The sequence below is a fragment of the Haloplanus natans DSM 17983 genome, from assembly GCF_000427685.1.
Lineage (GTDB): Archaea > Halobacteriota > Halobacteria > Halobacteriales > Haloferacaceae > Haloplanus > Haloplanus natans.
The window spans coordinates 1595636-1618349 of sequence record NZ_KE386573.1; the positions used below are offsets into that span (position 1 = coordinate 1595636).

Annotated in this window: 26 protein-coding genes and 1 tRNA gene; 15 read left to right on the top strand and 12 right to left on the bottom strand. The window is 61.6% G+C overall.

Annotation, left to right across the window (positions count from 1 at the left end; all coding sequences use genetic code 11):
* Positions 1-27 precede the first annotated feature (27 nt).
* Positions 28-579 carry a hypothetical protein gene (locus HALNA_RS10355; RefSeq protein ID WP_049936303.1) on the top strand — a complete coding sequence of 184 codons (552 nt, stop codon included), beginning with the start codon at positions 28-30 and terminating at the stop codon, positions 577-579.
* Here the strand turns inward: HALNA_RS10355 and HALNA_RS10360 are convergent, their stop codons facing one another.
* The 6 genes from HALNA_RS10360 to HALNA_RS10380 form a co-directional block, all read right to left on the bottom strand.
* Positions 580-1560, bottom strand: a complete 981-nt coding sequence (locus HALNA_RS10360) for a transcription initiation factor IIB (RefSeq protein WP_049936304.1) — start codon at positions 1558-1560, stop codon at positions 580-582.
* Between the two features lie 459 nt (positions 1561-2019).
* Entirely contained in the window at positions 2020-2457 is a 438-nt protein-coding gene (locus HALNA_RS10365; RefSeq protein ID WP_049936305.1) for a hypothetical protein, read from the bottom strand.
* Positions 2458-2496: 39 nt separating this feature from the next.
* Positions 2497-2613: a rubrerythrin-like domain-containing protein gene (locus tag HALNA_RS21665; protein WP_157573503.1), complete on the bottom strand. Its 117-nt coding sequence runs from the start codon at positions 2611-2613 to the stop codon at positions 2497-2499.
* 98 nt (positions 2614-2711) lie between these two features.
* Positions 2712-3812, bottom strand: coding sequence for an ATP-binding response regulator (locus tag HALNA_RS10370; protein ID WP_049936306.1), 1101 nt, complete (start codon positions 3810-3812; stop codon positions 2712-2714).
* A 2-nt stretch (positions 3813-3814) separates the two neighbouring features.
* A complete protein-coding gene (locus HALNA_RS10375; protein ID WP_049936307.1) occupies positions 3815-4252 on the bottom strand; it encodes a response regulator in 438 nt (145 codons plus the stop codon).
* Positions 4253-4291: 39 nt separating this feature from the next.
* Entirely contained in the window at positions 4292-5764 is a 1473-nt protein-coding gene (locus HALNA_RS10380; RefSeq protein ID WP_157573504.1) for a sensor histidine kinase, read from the bottom strand.
* Positions 5765-5910: 146 nt separating this feature from the next.
* Here HALNA_RS10380 and HALNA_RS10385 point away from each other — a divergent pair, with 146 nt between their 5' ends.
* The 5 genes from HALNA_RS10385 (at position 5911) to HALNA_RS10405 (ending at position 10387) form a co-directional block, all read left to right on the top strand.
* A complete protein-coding gene (locus tag HALNA_RS10385) occupies positions 5911-7731 on the top strand; it encodes a PAS domain-containing protein (RefSeq protein WP_049938033.1) in 1821 nt (606 codons plus the stop codon).
* 192 nt (positions 7732-7923) lie between these two features.
* A complete protein-coding gene (locus HALNA_RS10390; RefSeq protein WP_049936309.1) occupies positions 7924-8769 on the top strand; it encodes an NOP5/NOP56 family protein in 846 nt (281 codons plus the stop codon).
* On the top strand, positions 8766-9404 hold the full coding sequence (locus HALNA_RS10395; protein ID WP_049936310.1) for a fibrillarin-like rRNA/tRNA 2'-O-methyltransferase: 639 nt from the start codon (positions 8766-8768) through the stop codon (positions 9402-9404). The genes HALNA_RS10390 and HALNA_RS10395 overlap by 4 nt, the downstream gene beginning before the upstream one ends.
* A gap of 45 nt (positions 9405-9449) precedes the next feature.
* Positions 9450-10118 (top strand): thiaminase II, encoded by a 669-nt coding sequence (gene tenA / locus HALNA_RS10400; RefSeq protein ID WP_049936311.1) that lies wholly within the window; start codon positions 9450-9452, stop codon positions 10116-10118.
* Positions 10115-10387, top strand: a complete 273-nt coding sequence (locus HALNA_RS10405) for a hypothetical protein (protein ID WP_049938034.1) — start codon at positions 10115-10117, stop codon at positions 10385-10387. Before tenA ends, HALNA_RS10405 begins: the two co-directional genes overlap by 4 nt.
* Positions 10388-10648: 261 nt before the next feature.
* On the opposite strand, the gene HALNA_RS10410 is transcribed toward HALNA_RS10405, so the two are convergent.
* Complete coding sequence (locus tag HALNA_RS10410) at positions 10649-10948, bottom strand: PadR family transcriptional regulator (RefSeq protein ID WP_049936312.1); 300 nt, start codon at positions 10946-10948, stop codon at positions 10649-10651.
* A gap of 468 nt (positions 10949-11416) precedes the next feature.
* On the opposite strand from HALNA_RS10410, the gene HALNA_RS10415 reads away from it, so the two are divergent.
* From HALNA_RS10415 to HALNA_RS10425, 3 genes are all read left to right on the top strand, one after another.
* The gene (locus HALNA_RS10415) at positions 11417-12496 is read left to right on the top strand and encodes a glutamate--cysteine ligase (RefSeq protein WP_049936313.1); all 1080 of its coding nucleotides are present in this window, start codon (positions 11417-11419) and stop codon (positions 12494-12496) included.
* A 49-nt stretch (positions 12497-12545) separates the two neighbouring features.
* Positions 12546-13088 carry a helix-turn-helix domain-containing protein gene (locus HALNA_RS10420; RefSeq protein ID WP_049936314.1) on the top strand — a complete coding sequence of 181 codons (543 nt, stop codon included), beginning with the start codon at positions 12546-12548 and terminating at the stop codon, positions 13086-13088.
* A 142-nt stretch (positions 13089-13230) separates the two neighbouring features.
* Positions 13231-13713, top strand: coding sequence for a phosphopantetheine adenylyltransferase (locus HALNA_RS10425; protein ID WP_049936315.1), 483 nt, complete (start codon positions 13231-13233; stop codon positions 13711-13713).
* 15 nt (positions 13714-13728) lie between these two features.
* On the opposite strand, the gene HALNA_RS10430 is transcribed toward HALNA_RS10425, so the two are convergent.
* Complete coding sequence (locus tag HALNA_RS10430) at positions 13729-14037, bottom strand: cyclin family protein (RefSeq protein ID WP_049936316.1); 309 nt, start codon at positions 14035-14037, stop codon at positions 13729-13731.
* An 81-nt stretch (positions 14038-14118) separates the two neighbouring features.
* Here HALNA_RS10430 and HALNA_RS10435 point away from each other — a divergent pair.
* The 3 genes from HALNA_RS10435 (at position 14119) to HALNA_RS10445 (ending at position 16062) form a co-directional block, all read left to right on the top strand.
* Positions 14119-14203, top strand: a tRNA-Leu gene (locus HALNA_RS10435).
* Between the two features lie 56 nt (positions 14204-14259).
* Positions 14260-15426 carry a tyrosine-type recombinase/integrase gene (locus tag HALNA_RS10440; RefSeq protein WP_049936317.1) on the top strand — a complete coding sequence of 389 codons (1167 nt, stop codon included), beginning with the start codon at positions 14260-14262 and terminating at the stop codon, positions 15424-15426.
* Between the two features lie 141 nt (positions 15427-15567).
* Positions 15568-16062: a hypothetical protein gene (locus tag HALNA_RS10445; RefSeq protein WP_049936318.1), complete on the top strand. Its 495-nt coding sequence runs from the start codon at positions 15568-15570 to the stop codon at positions 16060-16062.
* 95 nt (positions 16063-16157) lie between these two features.
* On the opposite strand, the gene HALNA_RS19970 is transcribed toward HALNA_RS10445, so the two are convergent.
* Both HALNA_RS19970 and HALNA_RS10455 read right to left on the bottom strand, forming a co-directional pair.
* Positions 16158-16799 carry an Nmad2 family putative nucleotide modification protein gene (locus HALNA_RS19970; protein ID WP_157573505.1) on the bottom strand — a complete coding sequence of 214 codons (642 nt, stop codon included), beginning with the start codon at positions 16797-16799 and terminating at the stop codon, positions 16158-16160.
* A gap of 97 nt (positions 16800-16896) precedes the next feature.
* A complete protein-coding gene (locus HALNA_RS10455; RefSeq protein ID WP_084509979.1) occupies positions 16897-17544 on the bottom strand; it encodes a ribonuclease H-like domain-containing protein in 648 nt (215 codons plus the stop codon).
* Positions 17545-17920: 376 nt separating this feature from the next.
* On the opposite strand from HALNA_RS10455, the gene HALNA_RS10460 reads away from it, so the two are divergent.
* Positions 17921-18427 carry an LAGLIDADG family homing endonuclease gene (locus HALNA_RS10460; protein ID WP_049936321.1) on the top strand — a complete coding sequence of 169 codons (507 nt, stop codon included), beginning with the start codon at positions 17921-17923 and terminating at the stop codon, positions 18425-18427.
* A gap of 193 nt (positions 18428-18620) precedes the next feature.
* Here HALNA_RS10460 and HALNA_RS10465 read toward each other — a convergent pair whose 3' ends face one another.
* Positions 18621-19433 carry a toll/interleukin-1 receptor domain-containing protein gene (locus HALNA_RS10465; protein WP_049936322.1) on the bottom strand — a complete coding sequence of 271 codons (813 nt, stop codon included), beginning with the start codon at positions 19431-19433 and terminating at the stop codon, positions 18621-18623.
* A 332-nt stretch (positions 19434-19765) separates the two neighbouring features.
* Here HALNA_RS10465 and HALNA_RS10470 point away from each other — a divergent pair, with 332 nt between their 5' ends.
* The gene (locus tag HALNA_RS10470; RefSeq protein ID WP_245576023.1) at positions 19766-20827 is read left to right on the top strand and encodes a metallophosphoesterase family protein; all 1062 of its coding nucleotides are present in this window, start codon (positions 19766-19768) and stop codon (positions 20825-20827) included.
* A gap of 359 nt (positions 20828-21186) precedes the next feature.
* Here the strand turns inward: HALNA_RS10470 and HALNA_RS10475 are convergent, their stop codons facing one another.
* On the bottom strand, positions 21187-22305 hold the full coding sequence (locus tag HALNA_RS10475; protein ID WP_049936324.1) for a PDDEXK family nuclease: 1119 nt from the start codon (positions 22303-22305) through the stop codon (positions 21187-21189).
* 110 nt (positions 22306-22415) lie between these two features.
* Between HALNA_RS10475 and HALNA_RS10480 the strand changes: the two genes are divergently transcribed.
* Entirely contained in the window at positions 22416-22658 is a 243-nt protein-coding gene (locus HALNA_RS10480; protein ID WP_049936325.1) for a PadR family transcriptional regulator, read from the top strand.
* The last annotated feature ends 56 nt before the right edge of the window (positions 22659-22714 follow it).

Consider the following 22714-nt stretch of genomic DNA (forward strand, 5'->3'; position numbering starts at 1 on the left):
ACTTGGGCCGATGCCCAACGCCCGCCCATGCGGGTCAGAGACTGGCAGGACATCCTCGACGACGTGACCGACGCGGGCGCCGACCCGGACGGCTGGCGGGCCATCGCCGGGCAGCGACAGGGCGGCGTCGGCGAGGACCTCTATCTCGGCCACCCCGGCGTCGGGGTTTACCACCTCAAGACGTACGCCAAAAACCCATACGACGTGCGCGGGGTCGGCGCGAGAGTCGCCCGAAAGATCGACGATGGGATCGATCCCCTCCTCCCGACCGAGGACGGCCGCGGGCGCTTTGCCGTCCAGTCGCCGCCCGAAGACGAAGCCGACGCCGAGTCGGCGGCCCGACGGCTGGCGGAGACGATCAAGGTCCACGCCGAGGCGCCGACCACGCCGGACGATCTGTTTCGGGACGTGATGGACGCCATCGACAGCCCCGCCTACGGGCCGATGGAGTTCGAACTCTCCGAGCGGCCGGACGACCTCGACGCGCTCTCGGAGACGTTCGAGGAGGCAGAGGAGTTGCTCTCGGCGGAACTCGACGACCTCATCGAACGCGACGACGTGGATCGCGGCTTCCAGTAGCTACGCGTCCGCCGCGCCCTTCGCTTCCAGCAGTTCCTTGTAGCGGTTGCGGATCGTCACTTCGGAGATGTTGGCGACCGTCGACACCTCGCTTTGGGTCACCGTCTCGTTGGTGAGGAGGGCGGCGGCGTAGACGGCGGCGGCCGCGAGGCCGACGGGGCTCTTGCCGCTGTGGACGCCGGCCTCGCGCGACGCGCGGAGGAGTTCCCGTGCCTGGCGGGTCGCCTCCTCGGAGAGGCCGAGTTCGGAGGCGAAGCGGGGGACGTACTGTTCGGGGTCCGCGGGCTGAATCTCCAGTTTGAGTTCGCGGACGACGTAGCGGTACGTCCGCGTCAGCTCCATCTTGTCGACGCGGGAGACGGTGGCGATTTCGTCGAGGCTCCGGGGCGTGCCGGCCTGTCGGGCCGCGGCGTACAGCGCCGCGGTGGCGACGCCCTCGATGGAGCGGCCGGGGAGGAGGTCCTCGCCCAGCGCACGGCGGTAGACGACACTCGCCGTCTCGCGGACGTTCTCGGGGAGGCCGAGCGCGGAGGCCATCCGGTCGATTTCGCCGAGCGCCTGCTTCAGGTTGCGCTCCTTGGAGTTGCGCGTCCGGAAGCGCTCGTTCCAGGTGCGCAGACGCTGCATCTTCTCGCGCTGGCGCGAGGAGAGCGTCCGCCCGTAGGCGTCCTTGTTCTGCCAGCCGATGTTGGTCGACAACCCCTTATCGTGCATCATCGTCGTCGTCGGCGCCCCGACGCGTGATTTCGAGTCGCGCTCGCTCGAATCGAAGGCGCGCCACTCGGGGCCGTGGTCGATTTCGTCTTCCTCGACCACGAGGCCGCAGTCGGCACACACCGTCTCGCCGTGTTCCTCGTCGGTAACGAGGCTGCCGGAACACTCGGGGCAGGTGGTCGTCTGCTCACTCTGTTCGCTCTCAGTCTCTACCCGCTCCTCTTCCCGTTCCGCCGTATCCGTTCGGTAGGTCGTGGTGTCGCTCATTGTGACTATCGAGGCACCTCCACCGAGAGAGAATAGCGAGACGAACGGCGGAGGCGTCCTTACCATAGGTATGCGCGCGGCATTTATAAACTTTTTGATCGCAGTTCCGGAGTCTGTAACGGTTTTACGGGTTATTACCGCGCGTTCCGGCCCGGAGCGGCGTCGGTGGAGTATTTAAATACGTTCCGGTGAACCACCGAGGCGTCGGGGTCGCCAGTATCGAACTCGGTCGTGTCCCCGACGAAGGTACTCACGGGTTCGTGGACTGCGATGCTTCCGGCCAACCGACGGCGCAGTTGGAGACGGACCGTTCGAAGTCGTCGTGGCCGAGACGTGCGACAGGGTCGAAGACGACGTCCGCTTCCAGACCACCCAGCGGGGACTCGACGAGAGGCCGGCGACGCCGTCCGTCCTCGACGGGGGCGTCACGGACCGGGACGCCGACCGACGCGCGCCCCGTCAGCCGAGGCGTTTGACCGCGACGCGGTGTGGACCGTCGGCAGTCGGGAGCGCCACCGCATCGACGATACCCCGGCGGACGGCCGCCCGCCACTCTTCGACGGCCGCGGCGTGGCGTTCGTGGTGTCGGTCGGTCGTGTACTCGTCCGCCGCTCGCAGTCGGTCCGCCGTCTCGTCGGGATCGGGATACGGCGGTGGGTTGGACACGAGGTCCGCCGGGTCGACGTGGACGGCGTCCGTCGCCTCGTCGCCGGTCGGCCGGTGGAGGCGGGCGCGCATCCGCCCCGAAAAGGGCGGCGTGATTCGGAGGACGGTCCGGCGGCCACTCCGACGCGTCGCTTCGAGCGCGGTCACCACGTCGTCGACGGTCACGGCGATAGCGCGGATGGCCGTCGGATCGCGGTCGCTCGACGCCGCGCCGTTCCCGTGCGTGGTCATCGCGTAAGCACAGGGCCGCCGCGGACGAAAGGGTGTCGCCTACTGTACCCGTCGACGGCGGAGCGTCCCGCCGCAGTCCGGGCACGCCGATCGGTACGAAATGGGGCTCACACGCTGGTCACAGGACTCACATTCGAACGACGGTCGTTCCGGCATCGACGAACAGTTCGACCCAATTCGTGTTAAATGTTACCGTGCCACGAATGTGTGGCCAGTACGGCGTCGGTGCTCGTATCCGGACGACATGGGCAGAATCAGTCGTCGAGGGAGGGGTCCGTAATCTCGAAGCGGGCGCCGCCGTCGTCGCTCTCGGCGACGGTGACCGTCCAGCCGTGTGCCTCGACGATTTCGCGGACGATGTCGAGGCCGAACCCCGTCCCGTCCTCGTTCGTCGAGTAGCCCGCCTCGAATACGTCCGATCGCTCCGATTCGGGGATGCCCTGCCCGTCGTCGGCGACGTAGAAGCCGCCGTCCAAGTCGCCGACGGTGACGGTGACGCCGGGGTCCGCGTGGCCGTTCGTCGTCCCGCCAGTGGTGGCCCGGGGCTGGCCGTGTTCGACCGAATTCCGAAACAGGTTCTCGAACAGTTGTGTGAGTCGTCCATCGTCCGCCGTGACGGCCGTCGACGCGTCCACCCGGAGGTCACTCGCCGGCGTCTCGACGTTTCGCCACGCCGAGCGGGCAATTTCGGCCACGTCGACCGACGCCGTCGCCTCGACTCGCTGCCCCTCCCGAGCCAGGGTGAGGAGGTCGTCGACGAGTTCTTCCATCCGGTCGAGGGCGTCGACGGTGGCGTCGAGGTGTTCGGCCGTTTCGCCGGCCTCGACGTGTCCTAGCCGTCCCTGTGCAACCTGTAACGGGTTACGGAGGTCGTGCGAGACGATGCTGGCGAACCGCTCCAGACGCTCGTTCTGTCGTTCCAGCCGTCGCTCCTGTCGGTGGCGTTCCAGCGCGTATCGGACGGCGCGTTCGAGGAGTTCGCCGTCGAGGCTGTCCTTGAGGAGATAATCCTGTGCGCCAGCCTGGATCGCTCGCAGCGCCGTCTCGTCGTCGGTCAACCCGGTCAGGACGACGATCGGAAGCGGCGAAACGTCGGCGTCGTCGATCCGGTCGGTCAAGCGTTCGAGCGTCTCGATACCGCGGCTGTCCGAGAGCCCGAGATCGAGCAACACGAGGTCGAACGGCGACGTTTCGAGCCGATCGACGGCGGCATCGAGGGTTTCGACGTGGGTCACCGACGGGGCGACGAACGTACTCGAACTGTCGGTGCGGAGGTGGTGTCGGATCAGGCGGGCGTCGCCGGGGTTGTCCTCGACGAGCAGGAGCCGGATTTCGTCGCTCAGGTTGGCGGCCATCGTTACTCGGGCGGGAGTTTCACGACCTGCAGCCAGAACTCCTCGAGTTTGCCGACCACGTCGATGAAGCCACTGAAGTCGACCGGTTTGGTCAGGTAGGCGTTGGCGTGCAGTTCGTAGGATCGGAGTACGTCCTCCTCGGCTTCCGAACTCGTCAGGACGACCACCGGAATCCGCTTGAGGTCGGCGCTTTTCTTGATGTCTTCGAGCACCTCCCGGCCGTCCTTCCGCGGCATGTTGAGGTCGAGAAGCACTAGATCCGGCCGCGGCCGACCCTCGTACTCGCCCTCGCCGCGGAGGAACTGCATGGTTTCGACCCCGTCGTTGACGACGTGGAGGTTGTTCGCCAGCCGGCCTTTCTCCAGGGCCTTACGCGTCAGCTTCACGTCACCGGGATTGTCCTCGGCGAGGAGGATTTCGACGGGTTCCCGCTCTGCCATGCCGAGTCAGTTACGACCACAGGCTGTTGATCCTTGCGGCTACCGTTTCGGGAGGGAGACGTGAAACGTCGTCCCCTCACCGGGCGTCGATTCGATCCAGATGTCGCCCTCGTGGCGGTTGACGATGCGCTGACAGATGGCGAGGCCGATACCGGTGCCCTCGTCGCCGCGGTCGGACTGTTCGAAGAGTTCGAAGACGCGCTCCTGCTGGTCGGCCGGGATGCCCGGCCCGTCGTCGGCGACGGTGAAGACCACGTCGTCATCGCGCTCCTCGCCGCTCACGTGGACCGTCGGCGGGTCGTCGTCACCGGCGTGGTCTAGGGCGTTGGAGAGCAGGTTCTGAAACAGTTGTCCGAGCTGTTCACCGTCGGCGACGACGGACGGCAGGTCGTCGTGGGTGATCGTCGCCGACCGATCGGCGATCAGGAGTTCCAGATCCTGTATAACCCGGTCGAGGACGGCGTCGGCGTCGACCGTCTCGAACTCCTCGCCCTGGGTGTGGACCCGCGAGTATTTCAGGAGAGCGTCGATCATCGCCTGCATCCGCCGGGCGCCGTCGACGGCGAAGCCGATGTACTCGTCGGCCTCGTCGTCGAGTTCGTCGCCGTACTCCGTCGCCAGCAAGTCGACGTAGCTGGAGACCATCCGGAGCGGTTCCTGCAGGTCGTGAGAGGCGACGTAGGCGAACTGCTGAAGCTGTTCGTTCGAGCGTTCGAGCTGTTCGACCGTCCGTTCGAGTTCCGCTTCCGCCTCCCGAATCTTGGTCACGTCCTGATAGAGGACGTAACTGCGGGTATCCTCTGTCTCCAGATCGGTGCCGTAGGGCACTAGTTGCACGAGGAAATGGTTCGGTCCGTCGGGTGCGTAGTGGGTCGTCTCGACCGTGCGTCGCTTCCCGGAGGTGATCGCCTCGCGGAACGACCGTCCCGTCTCGTCGTCGAGGCCGGGGAGGACCACCTCGTCGTCGCTCACCGCCCCGAACTGCGTTTCGTACTCCGGGTTGACCGCCTCGACGACGAGTTCGTCCCCGTCGAGGCGGAGGTCGACGACCGCCGACGGATCGTTCTCGAACAGCGACTCGAAGCGGGCCTTCTCGCGCTCGCTTCGATCCCGCGCCCGCTCGACGACCGCGGTTCGGCGGCCGACGACCAGACCCGCAGCCGCCCCGATCACCGTCGTCTGCAGGACGATGATCCACGGCTTCAGCTGGTTCTGGACGGTCTGGATGCCGACCACCCATCCCACCAGTACCGCCGTCACCAGCGTCCCGCCGACGGTCCACACCGTCACCGATTCGACGAACGCCTCGCCGTACTCCCCGCGCCACAGCTCAACCGCGGTGTAAAACAGCACGAACAGAAGCCCGAACGGGAGGGCGTTCTCCCCGAGCGTCGATGCGAGAGAGTTTCCCTGCCGAACCCAGTCCTCGTACACGTCGAAGCCGAGGACACCGGTCAGCGCCAGCCCGATCCCCGACAGGACGGCCAGTGACATCCGCCGAGTGGGTCGCATGCGGTCGTACCTGATCCGCACGGTCACTTAGTCCTTCGTCGCCCGTTTCTCACGACTGGTAATCCAAGGCGACGTATTTTGTTTCTATGTGTCCCACGGTGATCCGTGACACGTTCTATCGACCACACGCCTCCCGCGACCATCGTATGAGTCCGGCGATCGATTCGTGTCGACTCCTCCACGTCGACGACGACCCGTCGATACTGAGCCTGACCGAGGCGTTCCTCGATCGGGAACTCGACTGTACCGTCACGACCGTAACCTCTGTCGAGGCGGCGCTGGATCGCCTCGCGGCGGACGACGTCGACTGCATCGTCAGCGACTACGACATGCCCGAGATGGACGGGTTGGCCTTCTTCGAGACCCTCCGGGACCGCGAAGTGGACGCCCCCTTCGTCCTCTACACCGGCAAGGGGAGCGAGGAGATAGCCAGCCAGGCACTCAACGCCGGCGTGACCGGCTACTTCCAGAAAGGGGGACCCGAACAGTTGCGTCGCCTCGCGAACCGCGTCCGGCAGGCCGTCGAGGAGAGTCGAACGCGGACCGTCGCCGACCGCTACTCGACGGTCATGGCGGCGCTCGGCTATCCGATCTACGTGGTCGACGAGACCGGCCACTTCGAGTTCGTCAACGAGCCGTTCGCGGAGTTGACGGGGTATGACGTGTCGACGGTCGTCGGTAGCAAACCGGGGCTGGTCAAAGACGACGACGCCGTCGCCCGCGCGGCGGACGAACTCGGGTCGATCCTGTCGAGCGAGGGGCCGTCGATCAGCCGCTTCGAAGTCGACATCGTGCCGAAGGAGGGCGAGCCGATCCGGTGTCGCGACCACATGGCGGCCCTACCCTACGAGGGGGACTCGTTCGAGGGGAGCGTCGGCATCCTCCGCGACATCTCGACCGAGCGCCGACGAGCGCGCGAACTCGGCTACCGAACCCGCGCGATGGACGAGGCACCGGTCGGGATCACGATGAGCAACCCCGACCGGCCGGGCACTCCCCTGATCTACGTCAACGACCGATTCGTCGAGATGACGGGCTACGACCGCGAGGCGATGCTCGGCCGTGACTGCCTGTTCCTCCAGGGGGCGGAAACGACCGACGAGCGGATCGACGAACTACGGGCAGCCCTCGCCGCTGGCGACCCCGTTACGGCCACGCTCCGCAACTACCGGCGCGACGGCGAGAAGTTCTGGAACCGGCTGAGCCTCGCTCCACTCGAAGACGAGGGCGGCAACGTCGCTCGCTGGGTCGGATTCCAAGAGGACGTGACGGCGCACAAACGGTATCAACGACGGCTCGAACGACAGAACGCCCGTCTCGAACGGACCGCGGGCGTGCTCTCGCACGACCTCCGGAACCCGCTGACGGTCGCGAAAGGACGGCTCGATGTCGCCCGCGACGAGGTCGACAGCGACGACCTCGACGCCGTGGCGGACGCTCACGGACGGATCGAGGCGCTGGTCGACGACCTCCTCGCGCTGGTTCGTAACGACGACGACATCGACACCGAACCGGTGTCGCTGGCGACGGTCGCCGAGACGTGCTGGGCGGGCCTCGATACGGGGACCGCGACGCTCCGGATCGAAACGGATCGGACGCTCCTGGCCGAGCCCGGTCGTTTCGAGCGACTGCTCACGCATCTCCTCGGGAACGCCGTCGAACACGATTCGACGGGCAGTCAGCCGTCGGCAGACAACGCCGTCGACCCGAGCGGAGACGGCGGCCCCAGTGCCCGGATCACCGTCGGCGGGATGCCCGACGGGTTCTACGTCGCCGATGACGGCCCGGGCGTCGAGTCGGCGAAGCGCGAACGGATCGTCGAACTCGGGGGCTCCGACGGCGACGGGGCCGGCTTCGGGCTCTCCATCGTCGAGGAGTTCGCTGGCGCTCACGACTGGACGGTCGGCGTGACGACGAGCGAAACCGGCGGGGCGCGGTTCGAGGTGGTTGGCGTCGACACCGCGTAATAGGGGTTATCGTAACTGTCCATAGATTCTCGCCGGACCGTCCCGGCGAGAATCTCTGATGACTTCCGATAATCCCTATAAGTAACCGCTGCCGTGATCGCCCGATCCCGCGACGGGACGGACACGAGCGACCGATGCTCTCTCCCCGGAACACCGGGACGCATATACGAGTTCGGACGCAGTTCTCCGAGTATGGCCGACGACACAGCGGAATCGGGATGGTTCGAATCCGTCCCGCCCGACGACCCCGACGCCGTCCGCGACGCCATCGATAATGGTAGCGCTGACACGCCGGACGACTGGCCCGCCCTCGCCGTCGACGCCGGCTTCGCCGACGACGCGGACGACTACTATCGTCGACTCCACGACGCGACGGTGCACGCGACTCGGGAAGCGGTCCGGGAGCGAGAACGGGCAGACGACCAACAGTTGAAGTACGGTATTCGCGCCATGGACGACGCCGACCGGACGGCGAACGAACTCGCCGAACGCGTCGCGGAGTGGGCGGGTGCGCTGTTCGACGAGGCCGGAACCGGCGTCGACGGGGCGCGGGCAGTGGCCGAGCGGACCCCCGAGACGGCCGCCGAGGAGCGTATCGTCTCGTTGGCGACCCGGGTCGTCGATCTGGCGGACGAGGCCGCGGACTGCCGGGCGTTCGTCGAGCGGACGGCGCCGGCGGTCGCCCCCAACCTCAGTCGGATGGCGGGTCCGGTGCTCGCCGCGCGCCTGATCGCCCTCGCCGGCGGGCTGGGCGAGTTGGCGAAGAAACCCTCCGGGACGGTGCAGGTCCTCGGTGCCGAGGACGCCCTCTTTGCCCATCTGGCCGGGCGTGCGCCCTCGCCGAAACACGGCGTCATCTTCACTCACGACTACGTGCGCAACACCCGCCCCGAGGACCGGGGATCGGCCGCCCGCGCGCTGGCGGGCAAACTCGTCATCGCGGCGCGGATCGACCACTACGCGGGTGACCTCCGACCCGAGGTCCACGAGGAACTCGACGAGCGCATGGCGACCATCCGCGCGAGGGTGGAGTCGTGAGCCTGCCCGACGGGGTCGAACGTCGCTCCTTCGACGGGCGCGACCGACTCGCCACGCGTGGGGAGCCGGTGTACGGCGAGCCGACGGACGGTCCGTGGCGGCTGTGGGACGCCGGCCGATCCAAGCTGGGCGCGACCCTCGAACTCGGGCTCGACACCGGCCTCGACGGCGGCGAATCGGTCCTCTATCTCGGCGCCGCCAGCGGGACGACCGTCAGCCACGTCGCGGACTTCTGTGGGCCGACGTACGCCGTCGAGTTCGCGCCCCGCCCGACCCGTGACCTCGTCGACGTGGCCGCGGGCCGGTCGAACCTCTTTCCCCTGCTGAAAGACGCCCGGAAGCCCGAGACGTACGCCCACGTCGTCGAATCGGGGCTGGACGTGCTGATACAGGACGTGGCGACCCGCGGGCAGGCGCGCGTCGCCGCGCGGAATCGACAGTTCCTCGACGAGGACGGCCGCCTCCTCGCGGCCATCAAGGCCCGGAGCGAGGACGTGACGCGGGAGCCCGACGCCGTCTTCGCGGACGTACTCGACGAACTACGGGGGAGCTACGAGATGCTGGAGACGGCGCGGCTGGACCGCTACCACGACGACCACCTCGCCGTCGTCGCCCGGCCGCGTACAACCGACTGATACAACCGCAAAAAGACTCTTTGCGCCCGCCGTCGGAGGGCGAGTATGGCCTTCACCGACGATCTTCAGTCCACTGCCGACGACCTGTGGAGCGCCATCGTCGCTCACCCGATGTTGTCGCGGCTCGGCGACGGTACGCTCGAGACGGCCCCGTTCGAGTACTGGGTGCGACAGGACTACGTCTACCTCGTCGACTACGCGCGGGTGTTCGCACACGGGGCGGCGTCGGCGCCGACGCTCGATCACATGGGCACGTTCGCCGAACTACTCTACGAGACGATCGACACGGAGATGGACCTGCACCGGGCCTACGCCGCCGAGTTCGACATTAGCGAGGCCGAACTGGAGGCCACGGAGCCGTCGCCGACGACCCAGGCCTATACGGATTTCCTCGTTCGCACGGCCGCCACGGGGACGTTCGGTGGCCTCGTCGCCGCCCTGTTGCCCTGTATGTGGGGGTTCAACGAGACGGCGAAACGGCTCGAAGCGGACGGGATGCCCGACGACGAACGCTACGCCGAGTGGATTCGGACCTACGCAGGCGAGGAGTTCTCGGAGCTCACGCGGTGGTGTATGGATCTGATGGACGAGGTGGCCGCGGACGCGACGGCGACGGATCGGGAGCGATATCGCGACCGGTTCGTCACGTCGGCGCGCTACGAGTATCGATTCTGGGACGCCGCGTGGAACCAGGAGGCGTGGACGGTCGGATGACGGCCGTCCGCGAACTCCACGACCATCTCGAAGCGACCGAGGAGCTTCCGGTCGAGCGGGGTGCGAGCGTGCGGCTGGGCGAGGCAGCGGCCATCGCGGCGGACCTCGTCGACGCCGACCTTCCGCGGGATGTCGTCGTCGAACGCGTCGGGAGAGTGGCGGCGCTCCTCGACGAGATAGAGACGACGGGGAACGACGAGGCGGACCACCACGTCAGCGCCGCCGAACGGGTCGCCGAACGGATCGTTACGCGGCCGGAGGACGGTTGAGTGGCGGCTGTACACACCACCACGAGGTTGATATCGACGAGGCGCTTATGAAGTGCGCCGCGTCAGAGGCACGGTGCCGGCTGAGAGTCCCTCCTCTCTCGGCGGGCGCGGCGTTTTTTGATCGTGACTCTCTCGATGGTTTCCCGTCCGTTCGGCGACGTACCACGCGATCCGACGGACCTGCTCATAGTTGTAACTGTTTACCGGTGGTTCGCCGACCCGTTTTGGCGAACCACCGGTGGTGACTTACAATAAGCACTATCAGGCCGGCGTCGCTTCTTCGATCAGGTCCGCGACGTACTGATCTTCCCACTCCCGACGCGCTTCGAGTTCGCGTCGCCCACGACGTGTCAGCGTGTAGTAGTTCGTGCGTCGGTCACGTTGACCCTTGTCGATGAGGCCTTTTTCGACGAGCGTGTCGAGATTCGGATACAGTCGACCGTGATGGATCTCGCTCTCGTAGTAATCTTCGAGCTCCTCCTTGATTGCCAGTCCGTGGGGTTCGTCGAGGCCGGCGATCACGTACAGGAGATCTCGTTGGAAGCCGGTCAGGTCATGCATCGTCAATAAGATCATTGTATCTCGATACTTATATGTCTGTCGCGGAGGGACACGATTTCCTTCGGTCGACCAAAATTCGGCTCGTAGTGGCGTCGCGGTGTGGGAACGCCCGTGATGCTCGTTCGGCGACCTTCCATGACACGGCGGCGTGACGGCACAACGTCACCGTCCGTTGATACTGCTACGTTCGATGAGAAATCGGACCGAAAGAACCCGCAACCGGGCCACTCGTCGGAACGGGCCACGGTGTCGTGCGGTCGGTCGGTGACACTGTGTCAGAGGCCGGTCGATGCCAACGACCGAGGGCGGATACGGCGTATCATAGCCTAATCGTATCGGTTCAATTAATCGATTTCACCCGCCAGGAGTCGACGATCGATACGGAGTATTTATCATAAATTCTATATTAATGTCGCCGCCGGACGCGGTCCACGACTTATTTAATCGGCGGCGTCGAACGATGCGCCGATGGATCTCGGGTCCCGGGACGCGTTCGCGCGGATGGGTACGCTCGGCATCGAGGAGGAGTTCTACGTCGTCGACGACGTGGGGCGGCCAACTCCCGGCATCGACGACCTGATCTACGGGAGCGAGCCACCGGAACCGCTGGTCGACCGCCTCGATCACGAACTGTTCCAGTTCACGATCGAGACGCAGACGCCGCTAATCGAGCGACTGGGCGACGCTGGCGACGAACTGGCCCGGGTTCGAGCGGCACTGCTCGACCACGCGACCGACCACGGTTACCGGGTCGCCGCCGCCGGCCTCCATCCTTCCGCGAAGTGGCGGGAACTCGATCACGCGACCAAACCCCGCTACCGTGCCCAGCTCGACCGCATCCAGTATCCGCAACACCGGAACACCACCGCTGGCCTGCACGTCCACGTCGGCGTCGACGACGCCGACAAGGCGACGTGGATCGCCAACCGCCTCCGCTGGTATCTCCCCCCGATTCTCGCCCTTTCGGCCAACTCCCCGTTCTGGAACGGCTTCGACACCGGTCTCGCCTCGGCCCGCGCGAAGGTGTTCGAGAACCTGCCCAACACCGGCATCCCGACCGCATTCGAGGACTTCGAAGCCTACCAGCGCTTCGAACGGCAGATGGTCGAAACCGGTTCGATCAACGATCGGGGCGAACTCTGGTACGACGTGCGCCCGCACACCGGCCACGGCACCGTCGAAGTACGCACGCCGGACGCCCAGTCCGATTCCGACTCCGTCCTCGCCATCGTCGAGTACGTCCACGCGCTCGTCCTCGATTTGGCCGACCGCTACGCCGACGGCGAGTCCCTACCGGCGCTCCGTCGGGAACTTCTGGACGAGAACAAGTGGCGCGCCATGCGCTACGGCCACGACGCCGAGTTCGTCACCCGTACGGGCGAGGATACGGTGTCGCTGGGAACCCTCGTCGACCGCGAATGTGACCGCCTCGGCGTCGACGGACTCCGTGATCTGTACGAAGCCCCGAGCGGCGCCGCGAGACAGCGACGGATCCACGACGAGGGCGGCCACGAGGCGCTCCGCGAATCGCTGCTCCTCGCTCGCTGACCGGGGAAGGGTTTTTATCCGCCGCGTTCTGACCTACTGCAGAGAACACATGTCTGACGGTAACGGGTCCGAGAGTCTCGACGTCGACGAGGGATCGGACATAGACGGCGACGCATCCGACAGCTTGGTGGAGCCAGGCGATGACGAGGGCGTCTCGGCGCGCGATCGGCTAGAGGCCGAAGCCGACCGGGCGGTCACGGAGTTCGACGAGAGCGTCGTCGACCTGTTGGCGTGGGTGCTCGACACGGAGACCCGTGCACGCATCTACGTCTACCTCCGACAGCATCCGAACTCGACGAGCGACGAGGTGGCCGATGGAACTGGCCTCTATCCCAGTACGGTCCGCGAAGCGCTGGCACAGCTCCACGACGAGGGGACCGTCGACCGGCACAAACGCGAGAGTGCGGGCGCCGGCAACAACCCCTACGAGTACGAGGCAATCGCCCCGAGCGCGCTCGTCCGCGGCGTCGTCGGCCAGGTTCAAGAGCAGTTGAACGCGGTGTTCAACCTCGATCGAGAACTCGGCGATACGGACGAGGACGCAGCCGAAACCGAACCGGTTCGCATCACCGTCGAAGACGACGAGGAGTGATACTGTTTATCGTAACTGTTTACGGGTAGTTCGCCAGAACGGGTCGGCGAACCACCGGAGATGACTTACAGTAATCACTATGGGGCGGCCGGCCGCCGCCCGAGCCGACCCGTTTAAGTCGCACGGATTCGTGGCCCCGGACATGAAGGTCGCGCTTGGTGGAACGTTCGATCCGATTCACGACGGACACCGAGCGCTGTTCGAACGTGCGTTCGAACTCGGCGACGTGACCGTCGGCCTCACCAGCGACGAACTCGCCCCGGAGACGCGTCACGAACCGCGGCGCGTCCGGCCGTTCGAGGAGCGTCGGGCCACCCTCGAAGCCGAACTCGAATCCTTCGCGACGGCCGCCGACCGCGAGTTCGCGGTACGAGCGCTCGAGGAACCGACGGGTATCGCGACCGAACCGGGGTTCGACGCCATCGTCGTCTCGCCCGACACCCACGATGGCGCCGAGCGGATCAACGAAATCCGGACGGAGCGAGGGCTCGATCCGCTCCAGGTCGAACTGGTCGACTACGTCCCCGCCGAGGACGGCGAGCGCATCTCCTCGACGCGAATCGTCCGCGGCGAGATAGACGCCCACGGCAACCTCACGCCCGAGCGAACGCCCGGGACCGAGTGAGCAGGGCCGTACCGACTACCACTCCGGCGGCTGGAATCCGGACTCCTTCAACAACGCCTTCCAGCGGTTCTGCACGCTCAGTCGTGTCACGTCCATCGCCTCGGCGACGGCGCCCTGGGGCCGTTCCTCGCCCGCGATCAACGCCCCGGCGTAGAGGCTCGCGGCCGCCACGGCCGGCTTCGAGCGCTCCTCGCTCGGCACGTTCGAACAGAACAGGTCGACGGCGTTCGACCGTGCCTCGCTCCCCAGGTCCAGGCCGTCGGCGGCGCGGGTGAGTCGGGCCACCCACTCCTCGTTGTCGATGCGGTCCCGCGCCCGGTACATGCCGGGGTCGAGGGGTGCGAGATATTTAAATCACGCCCGGAGCGACAGCTACTTGACCGTCTCGACGGCACATGCAATCGAGCGCGGGTAGCCAAGCCAGGTCAACGGCGCAGCGCTTAGGACGCTGTCCCGTAGGGGTCCGCCGGTTCAAATCCGGTCCCGCGCATCAGAAACCGCGTTTACAGGCGTTGTAACGCTCGTTTTTGCCTCGGCTGGTACGCAATGGAAAACGAGCTACCTTTGACACTCTCGCGCTGTCCAGAGATGGAGGGTGCGGAGATCGACCTCGATCGTGGAATAGTGGTAATACCGAAATCGCACGAGGGCTGGCTGAACAACAAGCAATTTATCAACTACAGACAACACCGCGTCCGATTCTTGTCATGGCTGTGGAATGTTGGGAAGGATACTGAGAGTGCGACTGGCTACTCAGAGTACACAGTCTACGGAACTGCGTATCGAACTGCTCGCTTCGATAAGTGGCGGTGGGAGCACTGTGGCGGCTACTCGATGCCGCCGTCAGAGGACGAGGCGCAGGCGTTCGTGGAGTGGCTGGCGTTCGAGTACGATCAATCGGAGACGGCGAAAGGGAAGCTACAGGAGGGCGTCAGGCGGTACAACAAGTGGCTCCGACACGAGAAGAACTACGACGAGTGGGAGTACGACTACCGGTTCGACAGTTCCGGTGGAAACCATCAGCCACAGGACTTCCTGTCGCGTGAGGAGCGACAGAAGATACGCCAAGCCGTTCTCACCATCGGAGAGATTCCATCTCCAGGAGACGTACACGGCGACGAACGCGAGGGGTGGCTTACCCATCTGGGTCATCTGCTGAACAAACCTCGGGATGCGATTAACGACGATGACTGGGAGACGATCGAGGGTTGGAAGGAACCATCGTTGGTGAGTGCAAGCCTCGATACTGGCCTCCGACCGGCTGAGGTGCGTAATGCCTCTATCCACTGGGTGGACGTACAGAACAGCGTCTTGCGTATTCCGAAGGAGGATTCCTCAAAGAACGTCGGTAACTGGACAGTCAGCCTGAAAGATGAGACGACGGCCTATCTCGAACGGTGGTTAGACGAACGTGAGCGGTACGACCACTACGACGATACCGATGCGATTTGGCTCACCGCTCGCGGTAACCGCTACGGATCAAAGAGTCTCCGTCGACTTCTCCACCGTCTCTGCGACGAGGCGGGGATCGAGACCGCGAATCGGAAGATGAGTTGGTACACGATCCGTCACAGTGTCGGGACGTACATGGCCAAAGAGCGGGGGTTAGCTGCGGCAAAGGCCCAGCTTCGACATCGGAATCCGATGACGACGATGAAGTACGATCAAGTGCCGGTGGAAGATCGGCGAGACGCGCTTGATCGGATGGGATAGCAAGGGTCGGCGGAGAGCAGGGCTCCGCTGGTGGTGGCACCCGCCCCCCCTATTCGGGCTGTGGGTTCGACTACATCTTCAGACGGTCTCAATGTCGGTGACAACCACAACTCTCCTAACACTCCCTTCTCTCTCAGTCGTATGGAGTATCGGCCTCTAACGGATCATCAGAAGGGCGGGATTAGTGAAGCTATCGTGACGACACATCGCTACGAGATGTACGATGTCTTCGGAGAGTGGGCTGTCGATGATCTTCGTGAACACGAGGGTGAACCGGTCACCGCATCCGACGACGTTCGTGTCCGCCAACGGGAACTGGAGAAATGGGATAAGAGACTTGCAGGGGATGACGACGAGTACACTTGGATGCCTGATTGTCGATACGAAGTTACTGTTTTGACCCGTCAGACCGACCTCGGTGATGGGGAGAAGCTACGAATGGGTCCTCCCAGCTATAACTATCTCTTTGAGGTCAAGACGGGCCAGTACGGATCTCTGAAACGTGATCAGCGGGACGTAATGGAGGCCATTGAGGCTGCGGAGGATCGAATTATTCCGGTGCGCGTTCGTGTAGACGTTTCAAAGCTACCAGACAAGTACGGGATTCATTTTACCCGAATACACGGACGGCACTGACTCTCACCAAGTCTCAATCTCCTCACAGTCCGGAGGCCATCCGGCTTGAAAATACTCTGGACCTTGCTACTGCATTCAAGTTAGATAGGTCAGATTCAACATCCTCCGTCTTCGGAGAGGATGCTGCTCGTACAACCACAAGAGCTGCTGGATCGATCTCTTGGTTCTCCATGAACACCAGAGTCATACCGTTCAGTTACCCACTCTACAAGTTCACCTAACTGTTCAGTTGGCTTTTTTCGGCCGGAACGGCTCGAGCTTTGGTATCCCTTAATCACCTTGTCGCGGAGAGATGACGGTAACTCCGGACCCTCATCACCGAAGTACCAGAAACGACGGGACACGAGAACACCGGTTGATTTGAGATCCTTCTTGCGGCATTCATCATCATCGTGGGCGGGAGGATTCTCAACTTGGACTATTGCTCCCTCGTCGTTCCGGTAGTAGATATTGTCACCGACGGGGTCATTTTCCGGCTTCTTGAAATCAAATCGCCCGCTACGGTAGTATTCATCGTACGTTATCTTCTCGTCCACCTCCATGAGGTACGTAATGCGTTCTTCTCCGGCATCTTGCGGATTCGTTCCAAGTATCCAGTCTCCTTCCTTAGCCTCGTCTCGGATCACTTGCTTACAGGTAGCTAAGGTGCAAACTCCCCCAGTTACATTTGGTGCGAACCCTGTATCTACCGCCACAACGTATGAGTGGAGTTCCGCATTACTCGTCGCAGTTGACATCGGACTCCAGAGAACGGATTAAGCGGGTAAGTAGTTGCTGGCCGACAGTAACTACTCTACTCAAGATTTGAGTTGTAGAGTCGTAGTTCGTAGATCTTTAGCGGCGTCCCGCATCCGCTTCATACAGCACGAGATTCCCTTCGACGTCAGCCATCGTGTACCGATGAATGATCTGGTCGAACTCCTCAACGCGCTCCCAGTCTCCGTCTTCGACCGCCTGCAAGTACTCCGGGGCCAGAGATTCACCGAACATCGTATTGGTGAGCTCCTCTCCACGCCACTCGGTCGGTTCGACGGTGATGCCGTGAGACGACAGGACTTCCTCGAGACTGGGCCACTTCTGTCCCACTTCGTCGGCGTGTTCTTTCCGTGGGAGGAAGCGGTCGATGTGATGGTCCGCACAGGACAGCTCTGGCCTCTGATCGAACGAGAGGCGGTCGATACGCTCGCGGAGGTAGGGGAGATCGAACTCTTTGCCGTTGTACGTCACCAGGGCACGGGGCTCGAAGTCGTTGATCCGCTCGAACGCCCGCCGGATTAGCGTCCGTTCACAGCCCATCGCTCCTCCATAGGTTAGAACGTCGACCGACTGGTGTTGGTTGAGTTCGTCATATAGTCCAACGCCTATTGCTACCGTCTGGCTCGTCGTCGGGTCTATCCCACTGGTTTCGATGTCGAGGCTGGCATACCGAGTTATGATGTTCTCTGGAGACAGTTGATGTTTCCAAGTTCCTGTCGTAGCCATACCTATATCACAGTGCCCACGGACATCAATCTGTTTAATTCCAAACAAGTACGTATCTTATCAGAAATGTATCCTGCAGGAAGGCTGTGGGAGTTAAGTTGATGATCAAACTGCTATCTCTGTCTTAATATAAGAAATCTTATACTTGTATCACGTCTATCTCTAATCGGGGAAACTACCCCAGAGGTAGAGCGCCGGTAATCGCTCAACCGAGAGAACACCGTTGAGCGTAGCGTCTCCCGGTTACTCACCGCTCCAACCTGCTGAGAGACATCGAAATCATGTACCAAACATCCGCACCAGAAACGAGACGAATCGAACAGCAACCAAGTACGGGCGACTCAAGCAACGGAAACAGGATGAGGCTGAGTCACCGATGACTGACGATCAGTCGGCCGAGTTCGCCTACACGCTCGGCCTCATCTGTGGTGAGGGTTCTTTCTTCGTCGCCATCAGCAAAGACCCTCGATACCGTCACGGCGTGTGTTGTACGCCGAAGTTCGCGATGACGATGGGGGAGTACACCGAGACGATGCTCAAGCGACAGCGTGACCGCTATGATCTCGGGACGGTAAACGAGAGCTCGAAAGGCTACCAATGGGTGCTATCGAGTCGAGAAGACTGTCACGCTCTCCGTGACCTCATCGACGGCTACTTGGAACGACTGGACGGCTCGGAGTTCTCGGAGTCCCCGAAGTTCGAGTCGTATCAAGCGTGGTGCGACGCGCTGGAGATTTTGCAACCAGGGACTCGGCTCTCGAAGGCGGATGTTCTTGAGTTGGCCCGAATCCGGACAGACATCAACTACGTTTCTTCGCCGAGTCGACTCTCGGTTGAGGAGATACAGGACGCCGTAGAGACGGCTTACGAGGAGAGTGATTGAATAGACGGTTAAAGCTCTCTTCGCCGGTAGGACTTGGAGGCCGTATAGTTCGATCAAGCCATGTGGAAGCCTGACGGATGAACGATTTTATCGAGGGTATAGAATACGTATCCAGCAAGAATTGGCCGACCTCCTTATTATAAAGAATCGATTACTACGCTGGGGACAGGGTCTGAAGATTACGAATACGCAGTCATCTAACAAGCCCGCTTGTGTAATCATCCCTATCGTCGGGTAATGTATCCAATTGAGATTTGGAGACTTGCATCTCAAAGACCGCTTTTGATGAGCCCAGCTCATCTATTTCAGATACCATGCCGGTTAGCGGGTAATCTTTCATCTCCTTCATGGTAGTTACTGCTGAACCAGTTGAATAGGTAAGGTCGCGCTCAGGATCATACAACTCTGTAGCACTGATGTTGGAAATAGGAGGCCGGTCGCTCGTTTTCCATTTTTTAACTGTGAACTTGTTTCCTATGTCGATTTGGGGGCGATCTTGAATCGTCACCGTAATCGATTCAAATTCTGTCCGCGAATCTTCTTCTGAATTTGCTCCTCCAGCCCAATCTCCGCTCAATTGCTCCGGTTCCTGTTTAACCACGTTGTAGATCTCTTGAACGCGGTCTTGAATCATGTCGGGCGCAATAGGGCGAGAGACAAGATCGGAGAGTAAGGGGTAGGAATCTACAATTGCTTGATGGGGTATCTCATACCGCAACGGCATTATTCCGACATCATCCTGCTGGAATCGTTGCATCAACGCCTTCAGCTCTGATTCGGGCCAGTTCTTGTCGATAAAGTTCTCGGAGAGGACTATCACACCGTACTGTGACCCACTCAGTCCTTCGTCAAGTGAGTCCATGAGACTATCACCGATCTGGATTTGATCGTCGTCGTACCAGACATCTACACCCAGGGCCTCTAACTGTTGTGCGAGTGCATCCACGACTGCATCCTTGTCCTCGTTAGCATGCGAAATGAAAACATCGTATTCTCCGGTACTCATGTCATCAAATCAAATCTATTGAAATAAAAACTTGTGGCGGTCAGAGTGGCAAATCTGTATTTGAGGAATTAATCGATAAGCTGTGGCGCCCTTGCTGCTATACGATCACTAACATTCGCTTGGCACCTATCTTCATATGGGGTTCACTCACCCCAACAGAGGACGAGATCTGGGGAGGTTTCGACGCCGGGTAGCCATCGCTATCCGGTCCCTCTGGACCGTGGCAACGCTCAGGTCAGTCTGTGCGAGGACTGACCAAGCCACCTCCGAAGGTGATCCTCCAGTATGTCGTGTTGATTAAGTAGATAACCAGCCTCCGGTCAATCGCTCTGATGTTTTCTCGAGACGAGATTCCCCAGAATGACCGTCTTTCTGGGTCCATTATCGCCGTGGTCAGGGATGTCTCGCCCAGTCGTAATAATAAGCTCGACTACAAGGTGACGGTTGAGGACACTGACGGTCATTCGATTCCACTGAAGATCTGGTCTACCCACGGTCTGACCACTTCCTTGGAGGAGGGCCACCGGTACGAGCTCGACGACGTCCGAGGGAGATATTGGTCACAGGATGGAACGCGGCGGTACCAACTCGATAGCACGAGCGATTTTACTGCAACCGACCTCGGTTCAGCTGCGGACACAGCAACGCGTCTCCTCCTCGTAGGCGACACACACGTCGGATACCGCCACCGTCATCAAGACGATAAGGTGGCTGGTGCAGGCAATCTCGATGCACGTGAGAGCTTCCGTAGCGTACTGGAGCAAGCAGACACGTTGAGCGTGGATGCGATCGTCCACGCCGGGGACATCTTCGATCACGGAGCCACAGGCTATGACCGGACGTTCGTAATCGAGCAGATCACCGAGAATCTCGATATTCCGTTCTACTACATCTACGGCAATCACGACAAACAGGCGAGTCGGCGTACGGTCGATGGGGACACTTCGAATATCCCACGCGTGCATCGAATCTCCGCGGACACTTGGCCAGTCAGATTCGCTGATGTGGCGCTGTTTGGTATCGACGACAAGAACAGCGCGTTTCCCGGTAAACCGCTGGAACAGTCTGTCGACTCAATCAATTCGTCGGCGAACGTGTTGGCCGTACACGACACGCCCTACCCGGTTCGTGACGAACAGGGCGTTCTCCTGCACAACGAGGGTGAGGCCGACTTCCGGGACGCCGTCAAACAAAGTGATGCTCGGATTGATCTCATAGTTTCAGGACATATGCATGTCGGCCAAAAAGGCATCCTCGACGACTTCGAGATACCAGTCATCGTCACCGGTGCTCCAGCGCCGATCAACAAGGGAAAGAAAAGTAACAATTCCTCGACGTGGCTACTCCGGGTTACTGGTGGTGGGATAGAGGACATTACGCGACAGCCTCTTTGACGCGTGCGCAGTCGTTGGCTCACTTTTGCTATCCGAGAGAAGGTTGCCCCGGTATGCTTCACGCTAATTGCGGGACACAGCGCAGAAACCCGGTAAGGAGAGCGGTGATTCGGAGCGTGGGTACGTAAAGACGCGCAAGTACGTACAGACGAATTGATGGCTCCCTCCCTGCGACGTCTCCTCAAGGCTGTTATTTGAGACCGAAAATGGATGGCCTACTCTGTGCCGCACACCCCTGGTGAGAGATGCGATCAATGGGCTACAGGCAACTCATTATGCCTGAGATTGACTCCTCCACGTAGAGCTGCGACGATTGTGGTGGCATGTCAAGATTCTATGGTTTATTCCGGTGGAGAGCATTAGCGATCACCTTGATTGACCAAGACATCGTGTCCGAGGTGTACGAGTAGAGCATACTGGTCGGCCACTTCGTCAATCACGTCATGGATGTCTTCGGGGTTATCGAGATTCCAGTCGGCGACGACAACGCGGTACGTCTTGTTCCCACTCACCGTGAAGCCACTTTCCGAGAACCGGGTTTCCTGTTCTGCTATCTGCTCATGGACTCGGTCGTCGTCCCCTTTGACATCAATACCGATCAGGACGGTATTGCTATCGGGTTTCACGTCGAGTCTGTAGACGACATCCTCCGGGTGGGCCGGATTGTTCGAAATCAACCGATGCTCACGGGTGTCGAGTCCGTTGGGGAGAAGCTCGGTAACAGAATCGGCCTCGACGAGGGATTGAAATTCTGGGAACGCCCGCTCAAGGATCTCACTGGCAAGCTCTGGATGCGTGGGGCTCAGTCGACGTTTCGGCCGGACACGGCGAGAACTGTAATCCACGATGACGGAACTCGTGAGAAGGTTGCGGTCGGTCGCATCCTCCTCAGGTAGCGTGAACCGTTTGACCTCGGTGGCTTGGAAGTGGAGTCCCTGTTCGAGGAGATACCGAGCGTTGGCCGCGGTCCGCTGCGTAATGTCCTCCGCCACGACTACCAATCGTTGTTCTGTATTGAATTGGTGCTCCTCCGGTGCGCTCCCGAAGACCGTTTCCATGGCTTGGAGGAGATTGCCACCAGCGGCGTAGGACCGCTCTACGCCCCATTCTCCGCCGTTTATCCGAGACGCATACTCCTGGAAAAGCTCACTCAGATCGTCGAACTCGAAGTTACTCAAGGAGCTCGCGTAGGTCTGTGGCTGACTCAGGATGGTTTCTTCGCTGGCTGAGCCGGTCCCCGACCGTCCGATCTTGACTTCGACCACGACTACGTTCCCATGACGATCGCACGCCAGCAAGTCGGCTACACCGCTGTCTAATCGAACTTGGCGGCCGATGATGAGTAGCGGCTCGTCTGCGATGAGCTGGGGATTCGCATGCAGAATCGATTCGAGAGCCGCTTCTGGCCGAATCGGATCCTGCTGAAGTGCCGTCACGCTACTCGACACGGGGTCGTCGTTGACATCATAGAGGTGCACACGACCCCTGTCACAATCCAACAGGTAATTCTTTCGTACCGGTATGAAATATAAACCGGTTCAAATTTCGTTTATATATGTCTTGACCCATCGGTATGCGTTTTTAGCCGATGAGTCTCGTCGGAGAAACCAAGGTTTCCATTCTACTGGAACTTGCCGATGGCCCGAAACACGGCTATCAGATAGCAGACAACCTCGACATCTCCAAGGGTGGAGTGTACAACCACATTCAGGATCTCAAAGAGGAGGGGATGATTACGCTACTGGAGAAACAAGAGGGTGGCCGAGGTCAGAAGACGTACGAGATCACCGAGAATGGACGATTACTACTTGAAGCTCTTGGTGAGCAATAGTGTCTGGTTAATGAATATTTTTGTTGACATGGGCATCCACGTGAGGGGATGTTATA